Genomic DNA, 22,114 nt, shown 5'->3' with positions numbered 1-22,114 from the left:
TACTCAAAACTAAGCAAAATCAAGGGGAAATAACGTATGGGCAATCCGGAAATTGAGCCTACCGAAGATGGGGTTCGGCGTTCAATTCGTGAAGCGCGCACAATCGTGGTGAAAGTCGGCTCAAGCTCGCTTACCGACGCATCTGGGCATTTGGACGTGCAAAAATTGCGCGCTCTCGTGTCCGCAATTAGTCACGTGCAGATGATGGGCGCTCACGTTGTGTTGGTATCGTCCGGCGCTATTGCGGCAGGCTTTGGGTTGCTTGGCTTTGGCGAGCGTCCGAAAGACGTGCCAACTCAGCAGGCCACGGCTTCGGTTGGTCAGGGCTTGCTTATGGCGCAATACGAGGCTGCTTTCGCGCAATTTGGCTTTAGAGTTGGGCAAATGCTGCTCACGGCGGACGTTACTATTTCGCCGTCGCGCTACCGCAACGCTCAGCGCACTATGTCGCGACTGCTGGAGCTTGGCGTAATTCCAATCGTGAACGAAAACGACGCGCTTTCTAGCAACGAAATTCGATTCGGCGACAACGATCGTCTCGCCGCGCTGGTGGCGAATGTTGTGCGCGCGGAAGCACTTGTGCTGCTTACGGACGTGGATTCGCTTTACACTGCGCCGCCGAGCGAACCGGGCGCAAAGCGTATAAGTTTTGTGCCGGATGTGACGCGCGCGCTGGAGGAAGTGAAAGTGGGGGCGAGCGTTTCGGGCGTAGGTACCGGAGGTATGGTGACGAAGCTTGAAGCGGCGCATGTTGCCGCGGTTTCTGGCATACCGACCGTGCTTACTTGCGCGGGTAATGCCGGCCCTGCGCTCGCGGGCGACGCGGTTGGTACGCTGTTTGCACCAGTGAATACGCGTGATTCTTCGCGCAGGCTTTGGATTGGGTTTGCTTCGCACCCTCGTGGCACTTTGGTGGTGGATGCGGGAGCTGCGGAGGCTGTTAGAGGCGGGCGCGCGAGTCTTCTCGCGGCTGGCGTTGTGGGCGTGCGCGGCGAGTTTTCGGCGACGGACCCGGTGTGGATTGACGACGAGCAGGGAAACCACTTAGCGAGGGGTCTTGTGGCTTTTGATGCTGAGGAAATCCCGGAGATTATGGGGCGCACGACTGACGAACTTGAGGAGTCGCTTGGCCGGCAGTATGCGCATCCGGTGGTTCATCGCGATAATCTAGTTCTCGTGTGATTTATGCGTTTTGGTCTCTTGTTTCTGCGTTTGTGTTTCTAAAAGGGCGACTTGAGACTGAAACGCAGTCTGTGTTATGCGCGGCGGTATTTTGCTTTGAGTGGCGCGAGGATTGGGAGATTTCTCTCCTCGCGATTTTGTTTACGTTATTCTTTAGTATCGTCTATGAGTTTTGACTGATGTTTTAGGTTGTTGCTTTGATGAGTCTAAAGAAATTTCAGCATCGTGCGTCCCGTCCTTCGTCGCTCTGGTTGTTAAAGGTTTTTATGTCTGCTTCGTTCTTTATGTAATGTTGCTTCCTCAGTCCTCTTTTAGCACTCTGCCCGAAATTTCTTTAGACTCTGAGTTAATAATCTTTAACACAAAACTCATAGACTAGTGCAAAAAGTTGCGAAAGTGTGTGGTTTGCTAAGTGCAACTAAAGTAACGTAACTAGGCTGCGGATGGGTGCAACTACCTGTTTTAATATTTTCTCAGTGTGAAAAATCTCAAATCTCTACCTCATTAATCTCCCTCACTAAAATAGCTATATCACCTCCGTTGTTTTGTTTGGTAGTGGTTTTGTTTGGTGTGGTGTGTGCGGCAGCTTTGATTATAGTGTTCTTTGATCAACAAGACTCATCGTTTACTTAATATGTGTGTGGCGCGAGGATCGTTTCGCGGCTTAAGGTTACACTGGAAATCATGGCAGAGAATATTGCAGAAACTTCCGCGCAAGAAAATTGGCGCGTATTAAGCGAGCGTATTAATCGAGTTGCCCCAAGCGCAACGTTGGCAGTGGACGGCAAAGCAAAAGCTATGAAAGCTTCCGGCATTGACGTAGTAAGTTTTGGCGCGGGGGAGCCTGATTTCCCTACTCCTTCTTACATTGTTGATGCCGCCGCAGCCGCTTGCAAAGACCCACGCAACTACCGTTATACCGCCACTTCCGGCTTGCCTGAGTTGCGCGAGGCGATCGCCCACAAAGTAAAGCGCGATTCCGGTTACGAAGTCTCCCCAAATCAAGTAGTAGTAACAAACGGCGGAAAGCAAGCTGTGTACGAAGCCTGCCAAATCCTCCTGAATGATGGCGACGAAGTAATTATTCCGGCGCCTTATTGGACGAGCTATCCGGAGGCTGTGAAGCTTGCCGGCGGCGTGCCTGTGCCGGTTTTAGCAGGTGCAGACCGCGGTTTTGAGCCGGATATTGAGGCAATTGAAGCCGCACGCACTTCGCGCACGCGCGCAATTATTGTCAATTCGCCGTCGAATCCTACTGGAGCTATTTGGAGTGCGCAAACTATTCGCGCAATCGGCGAGTGGGCTGTAAAACACCATATTTGGGTGCTTTCTGACGAAATTTACGAGCACTTGCATTACGACGGAATTTCGACTTCTTACGTTGGCGTTGAGGTGCCGGAAGTTCGAGATCAGCTGCTGATTTTGAACGGCGTTGCGAAAACTTACGCCATGCCAGGTTGGCGAGTTGGCTGGATGGTTGCGCCTGAGGACGTTGCGAAAGCCGCAGTGAAGCTGCAAAGCCACATGACTTCAAACGTTTCCAATATTTCGCAGCGTGCGGCAATTGCTGCGGTTGGCGGGTCTTTGGACGTGGTTGCCACCATGCGTGAGGCTTTTGACGCTCGCCGAAAAGCGATTATGGAAGCGCTTAACAATATTGACGGCGTTACTTGCCCGCTTCCTCACGGCGCTTTTTACGCGTTTGCTAACGTTGAGGCGTTGCTTGAGCGTCCGCTTGGCGAGCATAGCGAGGTGCCGCACACTTCTGCGCGATTTGCTGAAATGCTACTCGATGAAGCGCATGTTGCTGCCGTTCCTGGCGAGGCTTTTGGCGCTCCTGGTTATCTGCGATTCTCCTGCGCGCTCGCGGACGATCAGCTTGCTGAGGGCATGCGTCGCATGAAGCAGTGGGTTGAGGCGTAGTAGAAGCGTAACAGACGTGGGTTGAGGCGTAATAGAAGCGTGGGCCTGCGTAGTAGAAGCGTAATATTGCTATTTCGCGACACTCGCCTTGGTGCGAATATGGCGAAATCGTGGGCTTGAGCTAGCATAACTATTTGGCGGTTTGCTATGTCGCCCCTTTTGGGGTATGATAGGCGAGTTCACCTTAGGGATGTGGCGCAATTGGTAGCGCAACGGTCTCCAAAACCGTAGGTTGTGGGTTCGAGTCCCGCCGTCCCTGCCAGTTTTTAGTTCAAATTTTTACACGAAGGAATCAGCATGGCACAGGCAAGCAGCACTAGGAAAGCAGTAAAGCCAAATTTGTTCATGCGTATTGGCATGTTCGTCAAGCAGACTATTGATGAAACGCGTAAGGTGATTGCGCCTCACGGTAAGGAATTGTTTGCTTGGTCCGCTGCCGTTTTTATTTTTGTTGCGTTCTTGATGGTTTTCGTCAGCTGCATGGACTTCGGTTTGGGTAAGTTCGTGATGTGGTTGTTCGGCTGATTTGAGATTTTGAAGGTGTATACAATATGACTGATGAGTTCAATCTCGGAGAGGCAGATGCTGCTGAGACTGCTGAGGCGTTTGATACCGCTGAAGCGACGGAGGCTGCGAATGCGGCTGTTGCAGCTCTTGATTCCGAGTCTGGTGTTGAAGGTGCGGCTTCTGCTGTCGACGATGCCGACGCTGCTAGCGATGCTGATGCCGTGAATGCTGTCACTGCTGCGGACTACGCATACGACTATGCAGACTATGCCGATGATTCTGACGATTCTTCCGACGATGCCGCTGCCGACGCTGCCGACGCTGACGACGCTGACGCTGATTCCGCAGCCGACGCTTCTGCTGATGATACCTCCGATCCAACAGACGCTGGCGCAATCGCCGTAACCGAATTTTCTAAGAAACTCCGCACTTTGGAAGGCAAATGGTACGTGCTTCACACGTATTCCGGCTACGAAAAGCGTGTGAAAACGAACGTTGAGTCTCGTGTGCAAAGCTTTGGTTTGGAAGATAAGATTTTCCAGATTGAAGTTCCTATGGAAGAGGTTGAGAAGCATACGGAAAAGGGTAAGAAGGTTATTACCCGCGTGCGCGTGCCTGGTTACGTGTTGATTCGTATGTGGCCTGATGAGAACGCTCGTCGCATTGTGCGCGAAACTGAGGGTGTGACTGGCTTCGTTGGTCCTTCTAAGGATCCTGCGCCGTTAACTCGTAAGGAAGTTGTGGCCATGATGGCGCCGATGATTGCTTCCGAAGCTTTGCGCAATGCTGGTGACAAGCCTGCTGCAGCACGTAAGCGCAAGGTTGAAGTTGCTTACAAGGTGGGCGATCAGGTGACGGTTACGGATGGACCATTCGCAACGATGGCTGCCGTGGTTTCGGACGTGGAGCCTACAACTCAGAAGCTTACGGTGTTGGTTTCCATCTTTGGCCGCGAAACTCCTGTGGAGCTTGGGTTTAACCAAGTTGAGCCGATTGTGTGAGCTTTTATAAAACTTTTATAAACCGGGGTGCGTTATTCGTGCTCCGGTTTTGTTTATTTACTGCGACACGCCGTAAAATGGGAAATAATCCGAAATTTTCTTGTAGCAGCAGTGCTTTTATCAACATAAGTAATAAATATTTCCAAAGTAAGTAGTTTTACTTGAATTTAACCATGGGGGGGGGGTACACTCTCAGCTGTACATTACATGGAGGTTTTTGATCGTACTGTTTAACAGTTTTCATAGCTGTGCTTGCAGTAAAGACAATTGCCTTTCGCCTTTATTTATTGTGCAAGGTCAGGGAGCGTATATAGGGCGGTTAAAGGAACATTAAGGAATATTTATGAATATTCAAAATGTTTTATTAAAAGTTTGGCGGGCAATTCGAGATTTTGTTGCTCGTCACATTAACTCTAGCGTTGCAAGAGAGTCTAAAAAGGCTTCTTGCGCCGCTTTGCGCTCAAACGCATCCAAAAACGCGTTCGTAAAATCATCTAAAAACGCGTCTCGAAAAGCGTGCGGTTCGTGCACGAGTCGAGCGTTACTTTCGTTATTTGTAGCATCTGCAACGTTGCTTGCTACTTTTGTGATTGCTCCTGCTTATGCGTTGAGCGCTGGTGAGAATACTGGTGAGAAAGTTAGCACTGAGGAGACTGTTGGTGCGAAGGCTGGTTCTGCTAAGACTGATGATGAGAAGAAGCAGCCTAATCAAAGTGAATCGAATAGTGCTGAACTTAATAAGGGTGATACTGGCTCTTCTAGTAATTTAAATAAAGATAATAAGGAATCGAAGCCTGTTGAAAAGCAGCCGAATGCTGGTAACAATGGTGTTGATAAGGCTAAGTCGACTGATTCTGATGTAAAGAAAAACGCTAAAGATGTCCAAAAGAAAGATGTTAATTCTGCGAAAGCTAATGCTAACGGTACTGACAGAAGTACGAAGAAAGAGCCTCAGCTTCCGGAAGAGTGCGTAAAAGCTGGCATAGATAAACTCGCAAAATGCTATGTAGCAAAGTATGAGTTTAAATATAAGAAAAAATATGTATCGTATGTCAATATAACCAAACCAGGTGAGTCTTATACTGGAGAACCAAAGTTTTATCGTGTTACTAAACTTAGTAATAATGGTGATCCGTCAAAATTAACAGATGTTTCGTACGATGAAGTTAAAGGCTTTGTAAAAAGTTTCTCTTTAGAGGGCATTGTATTTGATGAAAAGTTACTTGATTTGAAAAAAGAGGAAACTAAAAAGTTTGTTGAAGTAAATTCTACTTCTGGCGCGGTTACAATACGTCCTAATAATTGGTTGAAGAAGGGTTACTATGATGTATATGTAAAAGTAGACTATAAGGACAACTCTGCCTTAACTCATCTGGAATCCTGCACTGAGCAGAGTAAATGTAAAGTTAAAGCTAAAGGTTATGAGGAATACTCACAATTTCGTGTCAAGATTAGATACAATGATCCTAAAAATAATAAAAATAATGCTTTATCGTTAAAGGTTTACAATCACCAAGAATCTGATGGTCGTACCGAAGTTGATGAAACGAACGGTGTTAAATTTACTTTGAATAAAGATGGAAAATTTAACCCGATTACTCCGATTTTTATTGACAGCCAGTCTCCTGGAAAGTTTAACCGTATTTACCATCGCATGATTTGCCATAAAGACAGTGATAGTGATTACTATCTTAATTCAATTAATGGCTTAACTCTTAGCGATAGTGCTGATGTGTCTGGTTCAGCTAAGTCGTCCACGCAAAAGCAGTGGAAGCATGTTTTAGGAACGCGCGACACTAATAAGAATCCGCTTAACGATTCTAGCGGTGAGCTGTACGAAAGCGACAGTGACAGCATTGGCGAGCGTTCCCAAAGCTGGATTACTGGAACTCCAAATGTTGGCAGTGAAGGTAAATATACTTGCAAAGTGTTTGCTATTAAGGATACTAAGTTATCAAGTATCGGTGTAGGTAAAGATTTCGAAGAGTCTACAGTATCAGACGAGTTTAATAAAAAAGTCAAAGATTATGCAGGTAAGAAGTCTCTGTTTGAGGGAAACATTGTTGATAGTACTAAGTGGCAAACTGGTGATATTAAGCAAGGCTTTGACTGGGCTTATAAGACTATAACAATCCAGTTTGGAGATAAGCCGGAGCCGCCAAAAATTGGTGAAAATGATCTTACGCTGAACGTGTATCCGTTTAAAAACAGCGATGGTTCGTTGCCGACGGCGTTGTCTAGCAGCAATAACGATATTTCTGCGATGCTCGGTATGGAGCTTAAGCCGTTTGTTGATGCTACTTCTGCGGCGGATAGCAAGAATAAGATTACGTTGCGCGTGCTGTGCAAAGGCGAGAAGAAGAATAATGCTGCTGGTAGTGGTAGTGGTAGTGGTACTTCTACCGGAGGTGCTGGCTCGACTGAAAGTGGTTCTGCTGTAAGTGGATCAAGTGGCGATACTAGCGGTACTGACTCGAATAGCGCTAATGCTGGCACTGGTTCGCAAACTAATAAGCCTTCTGAACCATCGCAATCTGCGGAAGCTACTTGGAGTAGTAAACCTGATGGGCTTGTGTTGAGTGTGCCTGAGGATACGAAGCAAAATACGTGTAACTCTGAAGAAGGCAAGCAGACTTGTGCGTCGGTTGATCCAAGTAAAAAAGTGGCTGCGCGAACTGATAAGGAAGTGAGCATAAAGCCGACTGAGGTTGGCAATTACCAGTGCGTTGTGTTTGCGCTAAAGCCTGATGCACTTAAAACGTTTGATGATGCAATAAAAAATACTAAATCTGACAGCTTAACTCCTGATTCAATAAAATCTGCGCTAACTAAGGCTTCTCCTACGGCGTTTAAAGAAAACAAGGATTTTGCTACTTTTACGCTCAATCTTCATTCGGTGAGTAATTTTACTTTGCCGCAAACGGGCGGTCAGAGTTGGAATTTGCAGCTCGGTATTCTTGCCGCTCTACTGGTGAATCTGTTGGCTGCTGGCTTTGTGGTAAGTCAAAGTGAGCGCGGTCGCAAATTAATTTTGGGAAGGTGGCGAGTCTTATGCAATCACGTATAAAGCAGTTGTATATGCATTTACTCGCCGTGCTTCGCATAAGGCGACTACGTACGCATTTGCGCATAAAGCCTTCCTGTTTCGCGCATTGTTTTATTGCGCATTGTTTTATCGCGCAGTCTTTCGGGATTCGGGAGCGTGATAACACAAGGTAAATGCCAAAAATTTTAACACTTTACTCGTATGAGCATGATAAATGCAAATCAATTTTCTACTTGCTGTAAAAAGCAATGAAAGGAGTGAACATGAAAAAGTTCACTAATAAATTCGTGGCGGCGGTTGCGTCGCTTGCGATGGCTGGCACGCTGTGCGTCGCCGGCGCTGTAACTGTGTCTGGAGTTGCGTGGGGTGTTCCGCCGGTTAGGCAAAACCCTAAGACGGATCCTAAGGCTCCGTGGGAGACTGGTGCTCCTACAACTGGTACTATTACTATTTTCAAGTGCGATGCTAAAAGTACTACTACTGCTTCTCAGCCTGCTGCCGGCAATGCTCAGTCTGCTAATAATGGGTATGATAAGCCTACTTCTTGCCCTGCTGGCCACAGTCCGCTTGAAGCAACATTTAAGGTAACAAAAGTTGCGAAAGTTAACAATGAGACTCTTGATTACAAGTCTGATACTGATTGGGCTAAGTTAGCTGATGTTGTTAATGATTTAAACCACAATGATGAGACCAACATCACTCTTAGCAATGAAACGACTGATGTGAAAACTGGAACCACTAGTTCAACTGATGGTAAAACAGAGTTTAAGAATCTTTCGCTTGGCTTGTACAAGGTTGAAGAAACTCAGGCTCCAGCCGGCTACGGCGCAAGTGATATGAGCGTGTTCTATATTACTTTGCCTTTGATTTATCAGGTGAAAGATGGCACTGATCAGTCTGGCAAAACGTATAAGACTGCGTATGATTACAGTCCTGCTGTTGCGCCAAAGAACAAGAATCTTACGAGCACTCTTAAGAAGGTTTTAAGTACTGATAAGGGTGATAACTTTGTTGCCGTTAAGGACGACATTGTTTACGAGATTAGCGCTGGTGTGAATCATCCTTCTGGTCATTTGACTGCAAATAGCATTAAGGATTTTGCAGTGTTCGATGACGCTCCAACAGACGCGTTTGCAACGATTTCCAAGGATACTGTTATCGAGTCTGTGACTGTTGATGGAGTTAATGATGCTCTTACAAAGACGGATGATTATACCGTTGAAGTTAATGCGAATTCTGGTACAGAAGCTGTTACAACAGACGGTGATACCAAGGGGCTTGCGGCCAAGCATACTCGTATTTTGGTTAAGTTTACTCCTACTGGTTTAGGTAAGATTGCTGATGCATTGAACAAGGCTAAAAGTGGAAGTGAGCCTCAGGTTCATGTTAAGTTCAAGTTCCAGCTAAGCGATCCCTATAAAGGTGGTACTGCTCCAACTACTGAAGGAACGCAAGAAGCTAACGGTCATAACAAGATTGTGAATAAGTCTGGTTTCTTCAAGGCTCATCCTTCCAACACTAATCCGGATCCAAATCCTATCATTTCTGGTGATAAGGATAAGGGTACTAGTACTAACACGTTTGGTTACCTTCAGGTTCATAAGCATGATAAGGATGATGCTAAGACTGGGCTTAAGGATGCTGAGTTTAAGTTGTTTAACTCTAAAGATAAGGCAGATGCTTGCAACGCGTCTTTGTTGAAGAAAGCAACAGAGCAAACACCTGCAACTGCACAACCTGCAAGTACTCCTGCTGCTGATCCTTGCACGGATGGTGCATCCGCGAATTTCGATGGTAAAACTATTGACGGCGGTAAGTTCCAAAGTGCTTTTAAGGCTCTTGCTGGTCAAACAATCTACCTTGTTGAGATGAAAGCTCCAGAGGGTTACATGCGCCATCCTGGTGCTGTGGCTGTAAGCCTTAAAGAAGGCGAGACTACAACTGTTGATTTCCCTAACACTAAGATTAAGGATTCGGGAATTAACACTCCATGGTTCTTCCTTCCAAAGACTGGTGCTTACGGAATACTGATTTTCGCTGTCGTGGGCATGGCTCTTATTGCGGCTAGCGTGATTATGTATGTGCGCAATCGTAAGGAAGAAGAACAGCAGAACGCTTGATTCGCTTTCTGAAGCTGGTCTTGTAGTCTAATAGCAAAGTGTGAGTCTAGGGTTTACTGAACTAAATCCTAGACTCACTTGCTCTTATGACAGTTTCTTTACAACCGTGTAAAGGAAATAACGGAATCTCACCAAAAACCGACAAAAACTTTACGTGCGTGTATAGGAAATATCGGTATCTTGTGGAAAAGCGATTAAAACTTTACAGCCACGTAAAGGAATAATCGCGCGCTACGCTTTGAGCGCTTCGGCAGGTCGTCGCGCAAACACGAGGTAGAACTCCGGCAAATGTTCCAAAAAACCACCAAAACAGCAACAAACTCCGGAGGTAAAACTCCGGCAAATGTTCCAGTAGCTTTGCAGTCGCGCTCCGCAGACGTTGAGTATTATTGCCTAGTGAACACTAGCATCAGTGCTCTGCTGACGTTGAGTATTTATTGCCTAGTGAACACTAGCATTCATGCTGCTGCACACACTACACCAAAAACCTCAACCTACGCACCCACCCGCAGCTTAATTGCGCGACTTTAGTTGCACTTAGTAAACCACGCACTTTCGCAACTTTCTGCACGAGTCTATGAGTTTTGTGTTGTGTTTAGTGTGTTGAGAGGCTGGAAAAATTGTGTTCAGCACTAAAAGAGGACTGAGGAAGCAACATTACATAAAGAACGAAGCAGACATAAAAACCTTTAACAACCAGAGCGACGAAGGACGGGACGTGCGCAAACACAAATTTTCCAGCCTCGTAAAAAACCGAAAAACTAAATCAGTTACAAAACTCATAGACGATACGCAAGTCTGTCTAAAGAAAAAATAAACTAAAACCACGCACCTAAAGCAATCTAAGCCTAATTATCCCACATGGAGGAAGCATGAAATTAAACGAAGCTGTTACAAAAGTATATGCTTTCTTCAACCAGCCCAAAGCAAAACCCGCAACCGAATCAACCGAATCAACTGAATCAACCGAATCAACTGAAGACTCGGCAACCGAATCAACCGCAACCCAAACCAAAGCAAAACCAACGAAAAAACCCAAGTCTAAGCTTCGCCGCACTATCGAGCCAATTGCCCTCGCGCTTGCCGCAATATTGTGCTTCACGTACCCGGTCGCGTCAACATTGTGGAATAATAATTTGTCGAAGGAGATTTCCTCAGCATACGATCGTATGAGCAAGAAGTTGCCGAAAGACGCGCGAATAGTGAACCTTGAAAAAGCTCGCGAATATAATGCGCAGCGCAGCGCGATTTTTACCGCAGACCCGTATAACGGTAGTGATGATTATAAAAATACTCCCGAATACAAGAAGTATGAGAGCGTGCTCGATGAGCCAATGGGAATAATGGGTATCGTGAAAATCCCGAAGATTGGCGTTAAGTTGCCGATTTACCATGGTAGTTCGCCGGAGGTTTTAGCACAGGGTGCAGGACACTTGTATGGCACGGATTTGCCGGTGGGTGGCAAAACTCGTCACTCGGTGGTGACAGCGCATACGGGTTTGCCGCACGCTACAATGTTCGACGACTTAATTTATCTTAAAAAAGGCGACTACTTCTATTTTGATATACAAGGCGAAACCTTACGTTATAGAGTGTTTCGTATTAATGTTGTGGAGCCTAATGATATTAGCATGCTTCAACGCGAGAAGGGGCGCGATTTGGCGACGCTGCTTACGTGTACGCCGTATGGTGTGAATACGCAGAGGCTGCTTGTGACGGGCTATCGTGTGCTGCCGGATCCGGTTTCGGCGCCGGGGGATAAGTTGCAGTGGCCGCTTTGGATGACGATGTTCGTGCTTGCGCTTATTGGATGCGCGGTGATTCTTGCCACGATGATTTTGGCCGCGCTTGAACGGCGCCGTCGCCGCGAGGCCGCGCTTGCCCACGCTAAACATGTGGGCGCTTAGAATTCCCTACTTATCTATTGTTTTTCTTTAATTGTTGATTTGTATGCTGTAGTGTATGCTGTAGTGTATGCGCATTATTATTCATCCTCATGCTCGCACTCATGGACTTGCAAATAAGCAAATCATTGAGGCGTACGAAACTGGATCAAATGGTGCAATTATTAGATATAGAGACCGTATTGCAGAACCGCCGAGATGGGCAACAATAGGATTTGATAGCGATGGGCATGAAATAGAGCTTGTTTTTGTAAAGCTTGAAAACAACGCAATACTTATAATTCATGCGAATCGTCTTACAAAGGGATTTTTACAAGAGATAAGGGATGTGAGATGAGTAAGAATACGTATACTGCGGAAAATGGGTTCGTTATTACTGACGATGTTGTTGATAAGTGGGCTGAGGAAGCAGAAGATAATTTTTCTGGTGCCACTATTACAAAGTTTGACGGAAGAGCTTGGGAAGATGAAACTCAACCATTGAAACCGCGTACTGTTAGGTTAAGTGATACTGTTTGGCATTTAATCGAAGCTGATGCGAAGCGCAGGAATATGACTGCGAGTGCGTGGACTAGAAACGCTGTACTTAACGAATTATCTAATGCGATGGCTGCGCAAAGGTAGCCGCGCAAAGGTAGCCGCGCAAGTCTCAAATCTCGTTAATACCCTTGATTTTCGTGAAAATTTGGCATATTTTTACCTTTGATTTCGTGAAAATCTGGCATAAATTGACATTGATTTTCGTGAAATATATACTATAAAACAATAGTATTTTCAATGGTTTTGTGTTAATTAAAAGTGGTGTTGTATGTTAAAGCGAAAATTCTATCAAAAAATGCTCGATTGGAAGAATGCTGATTGCGGTTCAACAGCGCTTTTAGTAACAGGTGCTCGCAGAGTTGGGAAAAGCACTTTAGTTGAAGAGTTTGCGAGGAACGAGTACAAGTCTTATATTCTTATTGATTTTTCGCAAGCATCAAAAGATGCGCTTCAGCTATTTGAAGATTATCGTTCAGATTTAAGCACTTTCTTTACGTACATATCTGCATTATATGGTGTGAAACTTTATAACCGTGAATCGGTAATGGTTTTTGACGAAGTGCAATTTTTCCCGCAGGCTAGAGAATTTGTAAAACAATTAGTTGCAGATGGTAGATACGACTATATAGAGACTGGTTCGTTATTGTCTATTAAACATAATGTTGAAACAATAGTGATTCCGTCTGAAGAACAAGAAGAACGCATGTATCCTCTTGATTTTGAAGAATTTCTGTGGGCTTGTGGAGAAGAAAATCTATCGAAAGTTATTAAAAATTCATTTAATGAGTTAAATCCTTTGCCGGATGCTTTACATAAAAAAGCAATGCGACTTTTTAGAGAATATATGTTAGTTGGTGGCATGCCGCAGTCTGTAAATGAATATGTTGATTCGAGAGATTTTGCTCGAGTAGATAGGGTTAAGCGTCGTATTCTTTCACTCTATAGGCAGGATGCTGCAAAATTTGCAAAAGGGTATGAAATGAAAGTTATGGCTGTGTTTGATGGAATACCGGCACAGCTTTCTAAGCATGAAAAAAGGTATAGGATTACTTCCTTGGGTAAAAATGCTCGTATGCGTGACTACAAGGATGCGTTTTTTTGGCTTTCGGATGCGAGTATTACAAATAATTGCTACAAATCTACAGATCCAAATGTGGGTCTGAACCTTAATGCGGATGATGCGTTAGTAAAATGTTATATGGCTGATACCGGGTTGTTGACTTCTATGATACTTTCAGATAGTAGTATTGCGTCTAATAATCTGTATAAAGAAATTTTATTTGGAAAAATCTCAATTAATGAAGGAATGCTAGTTGAAAACGTTGTTGCGCAACAGCTGATAGCATCTGGGCATCGCCTATTTTTCTATTCAAATAGAGATAAAGAAAATTCGGAAAATACTATGGAAATAGATTTTTTGATTTCTAAAGCTTTTCAGGATTCTGCTGGCAAAATGCGCATATCTCCTATTGAAGTTAAATCTGGGAATGTGTTTAAAACAGTTTCTCTTGATAAATTTAAGAATAAGTTTTCGAAAAGAATTGGAACGAGTTATGTGTTTGCTCCTAAACAACTTAGCGTTAGGAAAGATTTAAATTGCGTAATATTACCACTTTATATGTGTGGATTGGTGTAGCGCGCGAAGGTATGTGTGAAGGTAGCTGCAACTTGGGAGTAGACTTCCAACTTTTACTGTTGCGCAAAGATAGTTGCGCAAATGTAGTTGCAGCTTTCGTAAGTCTGCGTGTCGCGAAGATGTGGCATAATAGGAAGGCTTGTGACTGGAGGAGGAATCCGCTAGCACAGCACAGCAATACAAGATGCGGGAGGAAGCTGCAAAACGGCTTTATAGCAACGTTTCGTAAGTGCTTTACTTCTGTAAGAAGCGACTATAAGCGACTGTATTAGCGTTCGCAGCAACCGTTTGAACCGCTTGTACAAGAAAGAAGAACCATATTATGGCTCCGAAAAAGAAAGTCTCCGCGCTTATTAAGCTCGAGATTCAGGCTGGTAAGGCAAATCCAGCCCCACCACTGGGCCCAGCATTAGGCTCCCACGGCGTGAACATCATGGACTTCTGCAAGGCCTATAACGACCAGACGAAGGACAAGATGGGTCAGATCGTCCCAGTTGAGATCACCGTTTACGAAGATCGTTCCTTCACCTTCATTTTGAAGACCCCACCAGCCGCTGCTTTGCTGCTTAAGGCTGCCGGTATTCAGAAGGGCACCGAGAATCCATTGACTCACAAGGTTGGTTCTGTGACCAAGGCTCAGGTGCGCGAAATCGCCGAAATTAAGATGCCTGACCTCTCCGCACGTGACGTCGAGGCCGGTATGAAGATCATCGCGGGCACCGCTCGCTCGATGGGTATTACCGTTACCGACTGAAAGGGAGTGTAGAAATGGCTAAGCGTTCTAAGAAGTATCGTGAAGCGGCTGAGAAGATCGACCGCAATAACCTGTACACCCCAGCTGAAGCTATCGCTTTGTTGCAGAGCATGCCAAAGCACGCTTTCGACGAGTCCGTTGAGGCTGTTATGCGCCTTAACGTGGATCCTCGCAAGGCTGATCAGTTGGTTCGTGGCGTTGTTAACTTGCCAAACGGCACCGGTAAAACCGCTAAGGTTTTGGTGTTCGCTCGTGGCCCAAAGGCTACTGAGGCTCAGGAAGCTGGCGCCGACATCGTTGGTGATGACGAGCTTATCGAAAAGGTTGCCGGTGGCTTCCTTGACTTCGATGCAGTCGTTGCAACACCAGACATGATGGGTAAGGTTGGCCGCTTGGGTCGTGTGCTCGGTCCTCGTAGCTTGATGCCAAACCCTAAGACTGGCACCGTGACCATGGATGTGGCCAAGGCTGTTGCTGACATTAAGGGCGGTAAGATTGAGTTCCGCGTGGATCGCCAGGGCAACCTGTCCTTCCTCTTCGGCAAGCTCTCCTTCGATGCTAAGGCTCTTGAAGAGAACTTCAAGGCTGTTGCAGACGAAATCCGTCGCTTGAAGCCAAGCACCATCAAGGGTCGCTACATCACGAAGGTAACTGTTACCTCCACGATGGCTCCTGGCGTTCCGGTTGATATTGCCAGCATCGCTGCCTGATTTATTGCTCGCGTAGTTTGTGCGAAAGCACGGGCTTTGTGAAGTAATAAGTCAAGTATTAAGGCTTACGCGCTGAGAATGTGCTCCTTTGTGAGCGCTTCTCAGCGTTTTTTTTTAATGCTGGGAATTTGCCGGCAAATGTTCTACAAAACCACCAAAACAACAACAAATGCCGGAAATTCTCCCGCAAATGTTCCACACTAATCTGCCCTGCCTTCGTCAATCGAGACGAAGGCAGACCTCGCTTGCATTGAAAGCACACCGTGCTTTCAACTTGAGCAAGCTCACGCTCCGAGTTGCTTCCGCGCGCTACGCTCAAAGCGCGAAAGCAGGTCGTCGCGCAAATGCCGGAGAAAAAACTCCCGCAAATGTTCCAAAAAATGGTCGAAGTAGCAACAAATGCTGGAGAAAAAACTCCGGCAAATGTTCCAAAAAACAGCCAAAACAGCAACAAACGCCGGGAATTTTCCGGAGAATGTTCCAAAAAATGGCCGAAGTAGCAACAAATGCCGGAGAAAAAACTCCGGCAAATGTTCCACACCAGTCTGCCCTGCCTTCGTCAATCGAGACGAAGGCAGGCCTCGCTTGCGTTGAAAGCACACCGGTGCTTTCAACCTTGAGCAAGCTCGGCGCTCCGAGTTGCTTTCGCGCGCTAAATCGCAGCGCTCAGGCAGGTCGTCGCGCTGCGCGAGCGTTGGCTGTTTTTTGTTACTCGTGCAGATGGCACGCTGCGCGAATGTCGTAAGATTGGCGAGGCGACGATTTAGCTAGATAATGTGCGAGCGCGAGTCGCGGATGCGGCCGATGGTGATGGCCGTCTGCAGTACGTAAGCCGCGCGCGGGTCCGTAGCGTCCCAGCCAGTAGTCTGTGCCACCTTACGCAGACGATAACGCACCGTATTTGGGTGCACATTCAACTCGTGCGCAGTTTGGTCGAGCGCGCCGCCAAAACGCAGGAACATGTCGATAGTCGCCAGCGTCGGGTCGTCGTGATTATAAGGTGCCAAACTCTGATACACCTTGTGATACAACGTGTCAAAAGCTGTCACGTCTCCTATAAGCGCGCGCTCAGGCAGCACATCATCCACGCGAATAATCTGCGGCAAATGCTGTACTGCAGGGGCCACCGCCACGGCCGCAAGCGTAGCAGTGAGCGCGGAAGCAACATTCTCAACGCCCTCAACCACGCCGCTAACGCAAACAGTTTCGCGCGACGAAGCAAAAACTTGGCACAGTTTTTCCAAAGCCTGATCGCTCGGCGTCTCGCGCACCGCAAGAATGATAATATGCGAAGGAGCCGCAAATTCGCCCGTGTTTCCCGTAACCGCCTGAACCGTTTTCCACGCACCCGCAATACGCTGCAACGCGCTCTGCTGCGTACGCTCCACAATCGCATCGTACGCGTTGCAACTTCCCAACTGTGGCCAAATATTGCGACGAAGCGCATCCGTATTATCCGGGGGAGTAGCAGGCGCTGGCTTTCGATTCGGACCATCATCCGGAGTGATCTTCGTGCCAAAACTTCCAGCAATAACAATCATTTTTGGAGCGTCAGGCCACTGCAGCAAATGCATAAAAGCGTTAACGCGAGAATCGTCAATGCCGTTCATAAGACACGTTGCAATCAGCGTGTGCAAGCGAAGGCGAGTGGTAGCGTCGAAAATTTGGCCGTCGCGGGCGTCAAAAATGCCGGAAGGAGATTGCGACGGCTTCGGAGCGTTAGGAAGCGGCGTAAAATGCGGGGCTTCGTCTGCTTTTTTGCTTTCGGAAGATTTATTGCCATCCTGTTTTGTAGAAAGACGATGCCACAAATGGTGACGGCGCTTCTCTTCGCCACCTTCCTGCGATGCTGAAAATGAAGTTTCCGGGGTAGCGTTGAGTTGAGATTCTTCACTAGAAGCGGTAGGTGTGGTAGAAGCGTTAGGTGTGGTAGAAGCGTTAGAAGCGAAATTGTGGGCTTGATTAGTTGATAAAGATTGCACGCCGGCTAGGAGCGAAAGAAAATCCACGGTTTCGTTACCGTTACTAATTCCGTTACTAATTTCGTTACTGTTACTAATTTCGTTACCGTCACCACCATCAGCAACATTCGTATAATTTTCAGAAGATACGACGGAAGTAAGGGCGTCACCATTGTGCGCAAACTGTTGCAAATTCTTCTCGTCCATCGTATGCCTTTAGTCCTCACATTCCTTACTATTATAACGCGATTGACTAACAGTATCCCTCCAAAAAGTAAGTAGCATAAAACCAAACGCAAACGCAACCGGCAACATATGGCGCTCAAAATTATTCGCCGGAGCCAGCACCATCACGCCAACCAGCAACGCTAACGGAATATGCCATATCAATGTACGCCAACGCTTCAACACAATCTCCGCCACTCCCAACATAAGCGTCGCAACCACAAACGTATTACCATGAATAGGCCAACTCACCACCGGTATATCACTCCACGAACTAATCGCGCTCGCAAACTGAGTACGCCAACGAGGATTCCAATACTTAATCCACGTGGAATTATGAATATTATCCGTGTCAATATAATATTCCGGACCAACGTACGGGCGATCGAAAATATCGAAATAACCATACGTTTTCGCAATAAGCGCATCCAACGCTACCAGCGGACTATGCTTTACCATCATCCACCAAGCGCGATTTAAGCGAGCAATATCATCGCGCGTAACGTAACGCCAACGGTAACTCACCTTCTTAGACTGCAAGCCGGAAGACTTCACAGGGTCGGCGTCGTAAGGCTTATACGCTTCCGCGGTTTGGTCGAGATTAAAAATCGGCGCAATTAAGCGTTTGGTACTACGCGGAATGCTGTGCGGATCCAACTTCGCAATGCGCGCAATCTGCTGCAACTGGATGCCGCGGCTCTCAATCGGGTCGCCGTTAATAATAGCGCCGCTAGAAATCAGAAAAACGAGCGCGCCGTGGATGAGCAGCGTCGGCACGAGTACGCAAGACAGCCATAAGCGTCGATGTTTGCGATCGAAAATGACGAGCAGCACGCACTGTGCGAGCAGAATGTACCACGCGTATTTGGCGGCGATAAGCATAACGCACACGGAAATAATTAGTTCTAAGACGGTGTGCCAACGGGTTTTTGGTGGCGTGGTTGGTGACGTGGTTGGTGGCACGGTTTTGCCGGCGTTGGCCTCGTCCGCGCCGTAACTGCGGCTCAGCTCGTAATTTACGCCAAACCACCACAAAAAAGCGAAAGCGAACAGCGGCGACTTGGTGAGCGCAATTGTGGAGCATACTACCAGGGGGTTAAGCAAAAACATGAGCAGTACGGCAAATCTGGCAAATAATGGCGTTTGAAGATTGTGCTCAAGAGTTTGTTTAGACGTTTGTTCAGACGTGTGTTTAGACGTTTGTTTAGACGTTGCCGCAAGCCACGGGCGGTTCAAAAAACGGTGCGCTGTAGCAGCTACGCACCAAGCCGCAAATACGCACTGTGCTAAAGCTAGCAGCACAATTCCCGCGTCGTTGGAATCCGTAAAGTAGCGCGAAACCGCAGCAACCGAGCCGTAAATAACAGTGAGAACTATGTTGTGTTGGTCAGTTAAGTACGTTGGTTGCGCAGGCCACAAGTAGTGAGCGGTAGGGTAAATATCCATGGGGACGAAGCTGAAGAAGCCGATATAGGGCTGTTTGAGGCCGGTGACTTGGTTCCAAGCCCAACTGTACTCGCGGATTTGTGAGCAAATGTCGGCGCCGTATGCGGCTAGCAGAGTAACCGGCGCCCACAGCCAGCCGAGGAGGAAGGTGAGGAACAGGTTGCGGCGGTTGCGCGTGGCGTGCGTAACGAACCAGCGGAACCCGGAAGAAAAGCGCGGCTTCAGGATAGAGAGAAGTAGGAGAATGTGATTTGGTTTGCTGGCTACTTTGCTAGCTTTCTCGCCTTTGTTGCTATCTTTGTTGCTATCTTTGCTGCTATCTTTGCTGGCTTCCTTGCCTTTGCTGCGTTTGCTTCCTTTCCTAATTAAATGTAGCCTAATCAAATGTAGCCTAATCCAATTCGCGAACTTGCCGTATTGCGGAGGAATCGCGCCGCACTTTCCGTAATAGATCAGCGTAGCCAGCATTGCCGCGTAAATCGCTAAGGCGAGCACGAAAATTAGCGCGTTAATCCAGGAAAAATCGGCGAGTGTGCCCAGGTGAAATTGCGGATCCTGGTTCCTGAAAATCGGTCCTATGCAAGTGGCGAAGGCGAGGAGGGAGCACAAAAGTGCGCACAAAATATAGCAGGCGATACGAGAGGTGAGTTTGCGCGACGACCTGCTTTCGCGCTGCGATTTAGCGCGCGAAAGCAACTCGGAGCGCCGAGCTTGCTCAAGTTGAAAGTACGGGGTGCTTTCAACGCAAGCGAGGTCTGCCTTCGTCTCGATTGACGAAGGCAGGGCAGATTTGTGTGGTAGTTCATTGGGATTTTGGCTGTTTCGTGGAACATTTGCCGGAAAATTCCCTGCGTTTGTTGTTGTTTTGGTGGTTTTTTGGAACATTTGCGGGAAAAACTCCGGCGTTTGTTGCTGTTTTGGTGGTTTTGTGGAACATTTGCGGGGGAATTTCCGGGTTTTGTTGCTGTTTTGGCTGTTTTGTGGAACATTTGCCGGAGAATTTCCGGGTTTTGTAGTTGCTTTGGCAGATTCGCAGGATTCGCAGGATTCGATACGCGTGCTACGTGCGTCATTTGTGCTACGTGTGTTACGTGCGCTATTCATAATCAACACCTGCTTAAAAATTTAATAAAACTGCACATATGCTCATAAAAACTGGCTTATCGACACAGCCGAAGCAACCAGAGCATAAGCACATAACCTGAGGTAAATTATACCTATGACTACATTTTCTTCGCAAAGTGTGACAGTACTGCCACGAACTGCTGCAGAAGCGGATTCTGTACAATTTTTCGCAATTACCGATTCTACGCAAAATATTGCGCGCGAAATGATACAACAAGGCAAAATAATAGCGAGAGCCGACGGAAAGCCAACAATATTTGCGATTGTTGCCGACGCACAAACGGCAGGACGCGGGCGATTAGGTCGTGCTTGGGTGAGCAGGCCAGGGGAAAGTTTTTTGGTTTCTTTCGTAACTTTGCTACCAAAGTCGATAGTTATGGACGAAAATCGAAACGGCTGGTTGCCAATAATTGCGGGCCTCGCCGCTAGAGACGCGCTGCTTGAGACCTTCGCGGAATGTGCCAGTGAGCCGCAGCACGGCAGCGAATGTACGCTAAAACTCAAGTGGCCGAACGACGTGTTTTTGCACGATTGCAAAGAAGGTGGAATTTTAACCGAAATTGTGGCGGTGCCGGGGCGCGACGATGTTGTTGGAGTGGTTTTTGGAATCGGATTGAATCTCAACGTGCCGCAAGAAGTGCTGCCGATTAAAATGGCAACTTCGCTGCAAATGCACATGACAGCGCTGCCGGAAGCGGAAGAATTGCGAGATATGATTGCTGCGAAAATCGTTGCGGGATTGCGGGCGCGGCTATGCGATTTTATGCGCGATTATCCAAGTAACGCTACAGATTTGCTTAAAGAATTAAGTGATGTGTGCTGGACTCTTGGTCGCAAAGTGAATGTGCATCCGGTTGACGGGCGCGTTGTGACGGGAACGGCTGTGCGCATTGGGGAAGATGCTTCACTTACGATTCGGGAAGAGTCTGGCGAGGAGATTGTGGTTAAAAGCGGCGATGTGCAGGCCGTTGCGTACGAAGAGTGAGATTTGGAACATTTGCCGGAGTTTTTTCTCCGGAGTTTGTTGTTGTTTTGGCCTTTTTTTGGAACATTTGCGGGGAAAACTCCGGCGTTTGTTGTTGTTTTGGTGGTTTTGTGGAACATTTGCCGGAGTTTTTTCTTATACAAAACGACATTCCCTTTACGTTGCTGTAAAGGAAATGTCGTTTTTCTGCGGTATTTCGTTAGTTTCTTTACATGCGTGTAAAGCAACTAACGCTTGTGAGTTATATTTCGTTAGTTTCTATACAACGCTGTAAAGTCACTGTCACTTTTTAGCGAGATTTCGTTAGTTTCTTTACAGTCGTGTAAAGAAACTAACGTTTGGAGGGTTTGAGGTTAGTCGTTACGCACGCTTCTTATTAAGCGCGTTATACAAGCCGGAGCAAGCCGCGCTCGCAACGAAAGCCTTAATTAAATCGCCAATCATGAAGATAATCAAGGTTGCGGCAGCAGTAGAAAGCGGCATGCCGGTAAGTAAGCTCTGACCAAAAATGCCGAATGCGTAAATCACGATTGTGCCGATTACAGATGCTACAGCGTAAGTGCAGAAACGCACGAAAGTCTTCTTAAACGAGCGTTCTGGCATCATTGCGTCAAGAGCAACGTCAAATACGCGCTTCAAAGCGGCAGTTGCGGCAACGCCAAAAATAAAACCAACAAGGAAGCCAGCAGTAGGGCCTACAAAAACAGCCCAACCGCCCCTAAAGCCAGCAAACACAGGCAAACCTGCCGCACCAACGGCAAGATACATCACCACGGAAGCCACGCCTTCGCGCCAGCTCAGCGTCAAACCAATAATGCACAAAACAAGAGTTTGCAACGTAATAGGCACCGGCGTAATAGGAAGATAAATAGCGCCAGCCATAGTAGAAAGTGCCAAAAGCACAGTGAGAAGCGCTGGCTTAGCGAGCCAGACTGCGGCCGTCTTCAGCTTATTTGCAACGGTTGCAGTGGATGCTGCCGTGGCGGTGGTAGTTGCATTGTTTTGATTCATGCTAGTCATGAAAACCTTCTTTCGGTTAAACGTTTTCC

The 22,114-nt window shown here is 47.0% G+C and carries 18 protein-coding genes and 1 tRNA gene; 16 read left to right on the top strand and 3 right to left on the bottom strand.

Annotation, left to right across the window (positions count from 1 at the left end; translation table 11 throughout):
• Positions 1-36: 36 nt before the first annotated feature.
• From proB to HXT56_RS04715, 14 genes are all read left to right on the top strand, one after another.
• Positions 37-1,182 (top strand): glutamate 5-kinase, encoded by a 1,146-nt coding sequence (gene proB / locus HXT56_RS04780; protein WP_421777903.1) that lies wholly within the window; start codon positions 37-39, stop codon positions 1,180-1,182.
• Positions 1,183-1,866: 684 nt separating this feature from the next.
• The gene (locus HXT56_RS04775; protein WP_421777902.1) at positions 1,867-3,105 is read left to right on the top strand and encodes a pyridoxal phosphate-dependent aminotransferase; all 1,239 of its coding nucleotides are present in this window, start codon (positions 1,867-1,869) and stop codon (positions 3,103-3,105) included.
• Between the two features lie 186 nt (positions 3,106-3,291).
• Positions 3,292-3,367 (top strand) — tRNA-Trp (locus HXT56_RS04770).
• A gap of 35 nt (positions 3,368-3,402) precedes the next feature.
• A complete protein-coding gene (gene secE, locus HXT56_RS04765) occupies positions 3,403-3,630 on the top strand; it encodes a preprotein translocase subunit SecE (RefSeq protein WP_116712416.1) in 228 nt (75 codons plus the stop codon).
• Positions 3,631-3,656: 26 nt separating this feature from the next.
• Complete coding sequence (nusG, locus tag HXT56_RS04760) at positions 3,657-4,613, top strand: transcription termination/antitermination protein NusG (RefSeq protein WP_421777901.1); 957 nt, start codon at positions 3,657-3,659, stop codon at positions 4,611-4,613.
• 343 nt (positions 4,614-4,956) lie between these two features.
• Positions 4,957-7,680 (top strand): hypothetical protein, encoded by a 2,724-nt coding sequence (locus HXT56_RS04755; protein WP_421777900.1) that lies wholly within the window; start codon positions 4,957-4,959, stop codon positions 7,678-7,680.
• A 242-nt stretch (positions 7,681-7,922) separates the two neighbouring features.
• Positions 7,923-9,779 carry a SpaH/EbpB family LPXTG-anchored major pilin gene (locus tag HXT56_RS04750; RefSeq protein WP_421777899.1) on the top strand — a complete coding sequence of 619 codons (1,857 nt, stop codon included), beginning with the start codon at positions 7,923-7,925 and terminating at the stop codon, positions 9,777-9,779.
• An 872-nt stretch (positions 9,780-10,651) separates the two neighbouring features.
• Positions 10,652-11,686, top strand: coding sequence for a class C sortase (locus HXT56_RS04745; RefSeq protein WP_421777898.1), 1,035 nt, complete (start codon positions 10,652-10,654; stop codon positions 11,684-11,686).
• Positions 11,687-11,753: 67 nt separating this feature from the next.
• Entirely contained in the window at positions 11,754-12,020 is a 267-nt protein-coding gene (locus tag HXT56_RS04740) for a hypothetical protein (protein ID WP_421777897.1), read from the top strand.
• Complete coding sequence (locus HXT56_RS04735) at positions 12,017-12,307, top strand: hypothetical protein (RefSeq protein WP_421777896.1); 291 nt, start codon at positions 12,017-12,019, stop codon at positions 12,305-12,307. The genes HXT56_RS04740 and HXT56_RS04735 overlap by 4 nt, the downstream gene beginning before the upstream one ends.
• 184 nt (positions 12,308-12,491) lie before the next feature.
• Positions 12,492-13,859 (top strand): ATP-binding protein, encoded by a 1,368-nt coding sequence (locus HXT56_RS04730; RefSeq protein ID WP_421777895.1) that lies wholly within the window; start codon positions 12,492-12,494, stop codon positions 13,857-13,859.
• Between the two features lie 322 nt (positions 13,860-14,181).
• On the top strand, positions 14,182-14,613 hold the full coding sequence (gene rplK / locus HXT56_RS04725; RefSeq protein ID WP_004118588.1) for a 50S ribosomal protein L11: 432 nt from the start codon (positions 14,182-14,184) through the stop codon (positions 14,611-14,613).
• A 14-nt stretch (positions 14,614-14,627) separates the two neighbouring features.
• On the top strand, positions 14,628-15,323 hold the full coding sequence (gene rplA / locus HXT56_RS04720; protein ID WP_004106273.1) for a 50S ribosomal protein L1: 696 nt from the start codon (positions 14,628-14,630) through the stop codon (positions 15,321-15,323).
• 169 nt (positions 15,324-15,492) lie between these two features.
• Positions 15,493-16,068 (top strand): hypothetical protein, encoded by a 576-nt coding sequence (locus tag HXT56_RS04715; protein WP_421777894.1) that lies wholly within the window; start codon positions 15,493-15,495, stop codon positions 16,066-16,068.
• Positions 16,069-16,090: 22 nt separating this feature from the next.
• On the opposite strand, the gene HXT56_RS04710 is transcribed toward HXT56_RS04715, so the two are convergent.
• A complete protein-coding gene (locus tag HXT56_RS04710; RefSeq protein ID WP_421777893.1) occupies positions 16,091-17,491 on the bottom strand; it encodes a helix-turn-helix domain-containing protein in 1,401 nt (466 codons plus the stop codon).
• Positions 17,492-17,500: 9 nt separating this feature from the next.
• Positions 17,501-19,591, bottom strand: coding sequence for a DUF6020 family protein (locus tag HXT56_RS04705; RefSeq protein ID WP_421778494.1), 2,091 nt, complete (start codon positions 19,589-19,591; stop codon positions 17,501-17,503).
• 154 nt (positions 19,592-19,745) lie between these two features.
• On the opposite strand from HXT56_RS04705, the gene HXT56_RS04700 reads away from it, so the two are divergent.
• Positions 19,746-20,084, top strand: coding sequence for a hypothetical protein (locus HXT56_RS04700; protein WP_421777892.1), 339 nt, complete (start codon positions 19,746-19,748; stop codon positions 20,082-20,084).
• Positions 20,085-20,174: 90 nt separating this feature from the next.
• Complete coding sequence (locus HXT56_RS04695; protein ID WP_421777891.1) at positions 20,175-21,065, top strand: biotin--[acetyl-CoA-carboxylase] ligase; 891 nt, start codon at positions 20,175-20,177, stop codon at positions 21,063-21,065.
• A 360-nt stretch (positions 21,066-21,425) separates the two neighbouring features.
• Here the strand turns inward: HXT56_RS04695 and HXT56_RS04690 are convergent, their stop codons facing one another.
• Positions 21,426-22,085 carry a biotin transporter BioY gene (locus HXT56_RS04690; RefSeq protein WP_116712015.1) on the bottom strand — a complete coding sequence of 220 codons (660 nt, stop codon included), beginning with the start codon at positions 22,083-22,085 and terminating at the stop codon, positions 21,426-21,428.
• Positions 22,086-22,114: the final 29 nt, after the last annotated feature.

Origin of the sequence: Gardnerella nova (assembly GCF_049244055.1) — a bacterium.
Classification (GTDB): Bacteria; Actinomycetota; Actinomycetes; order Actinomycetales; family Bifidobacteriaceae; genus Bifidobacterium; species Bifidobacterium vaginale_H.
The sequence above is the reverse complement of the archived record's forward strand: the minus strand, read 5'-3'. Positions and strand labels throughout refer to the sequence as shown.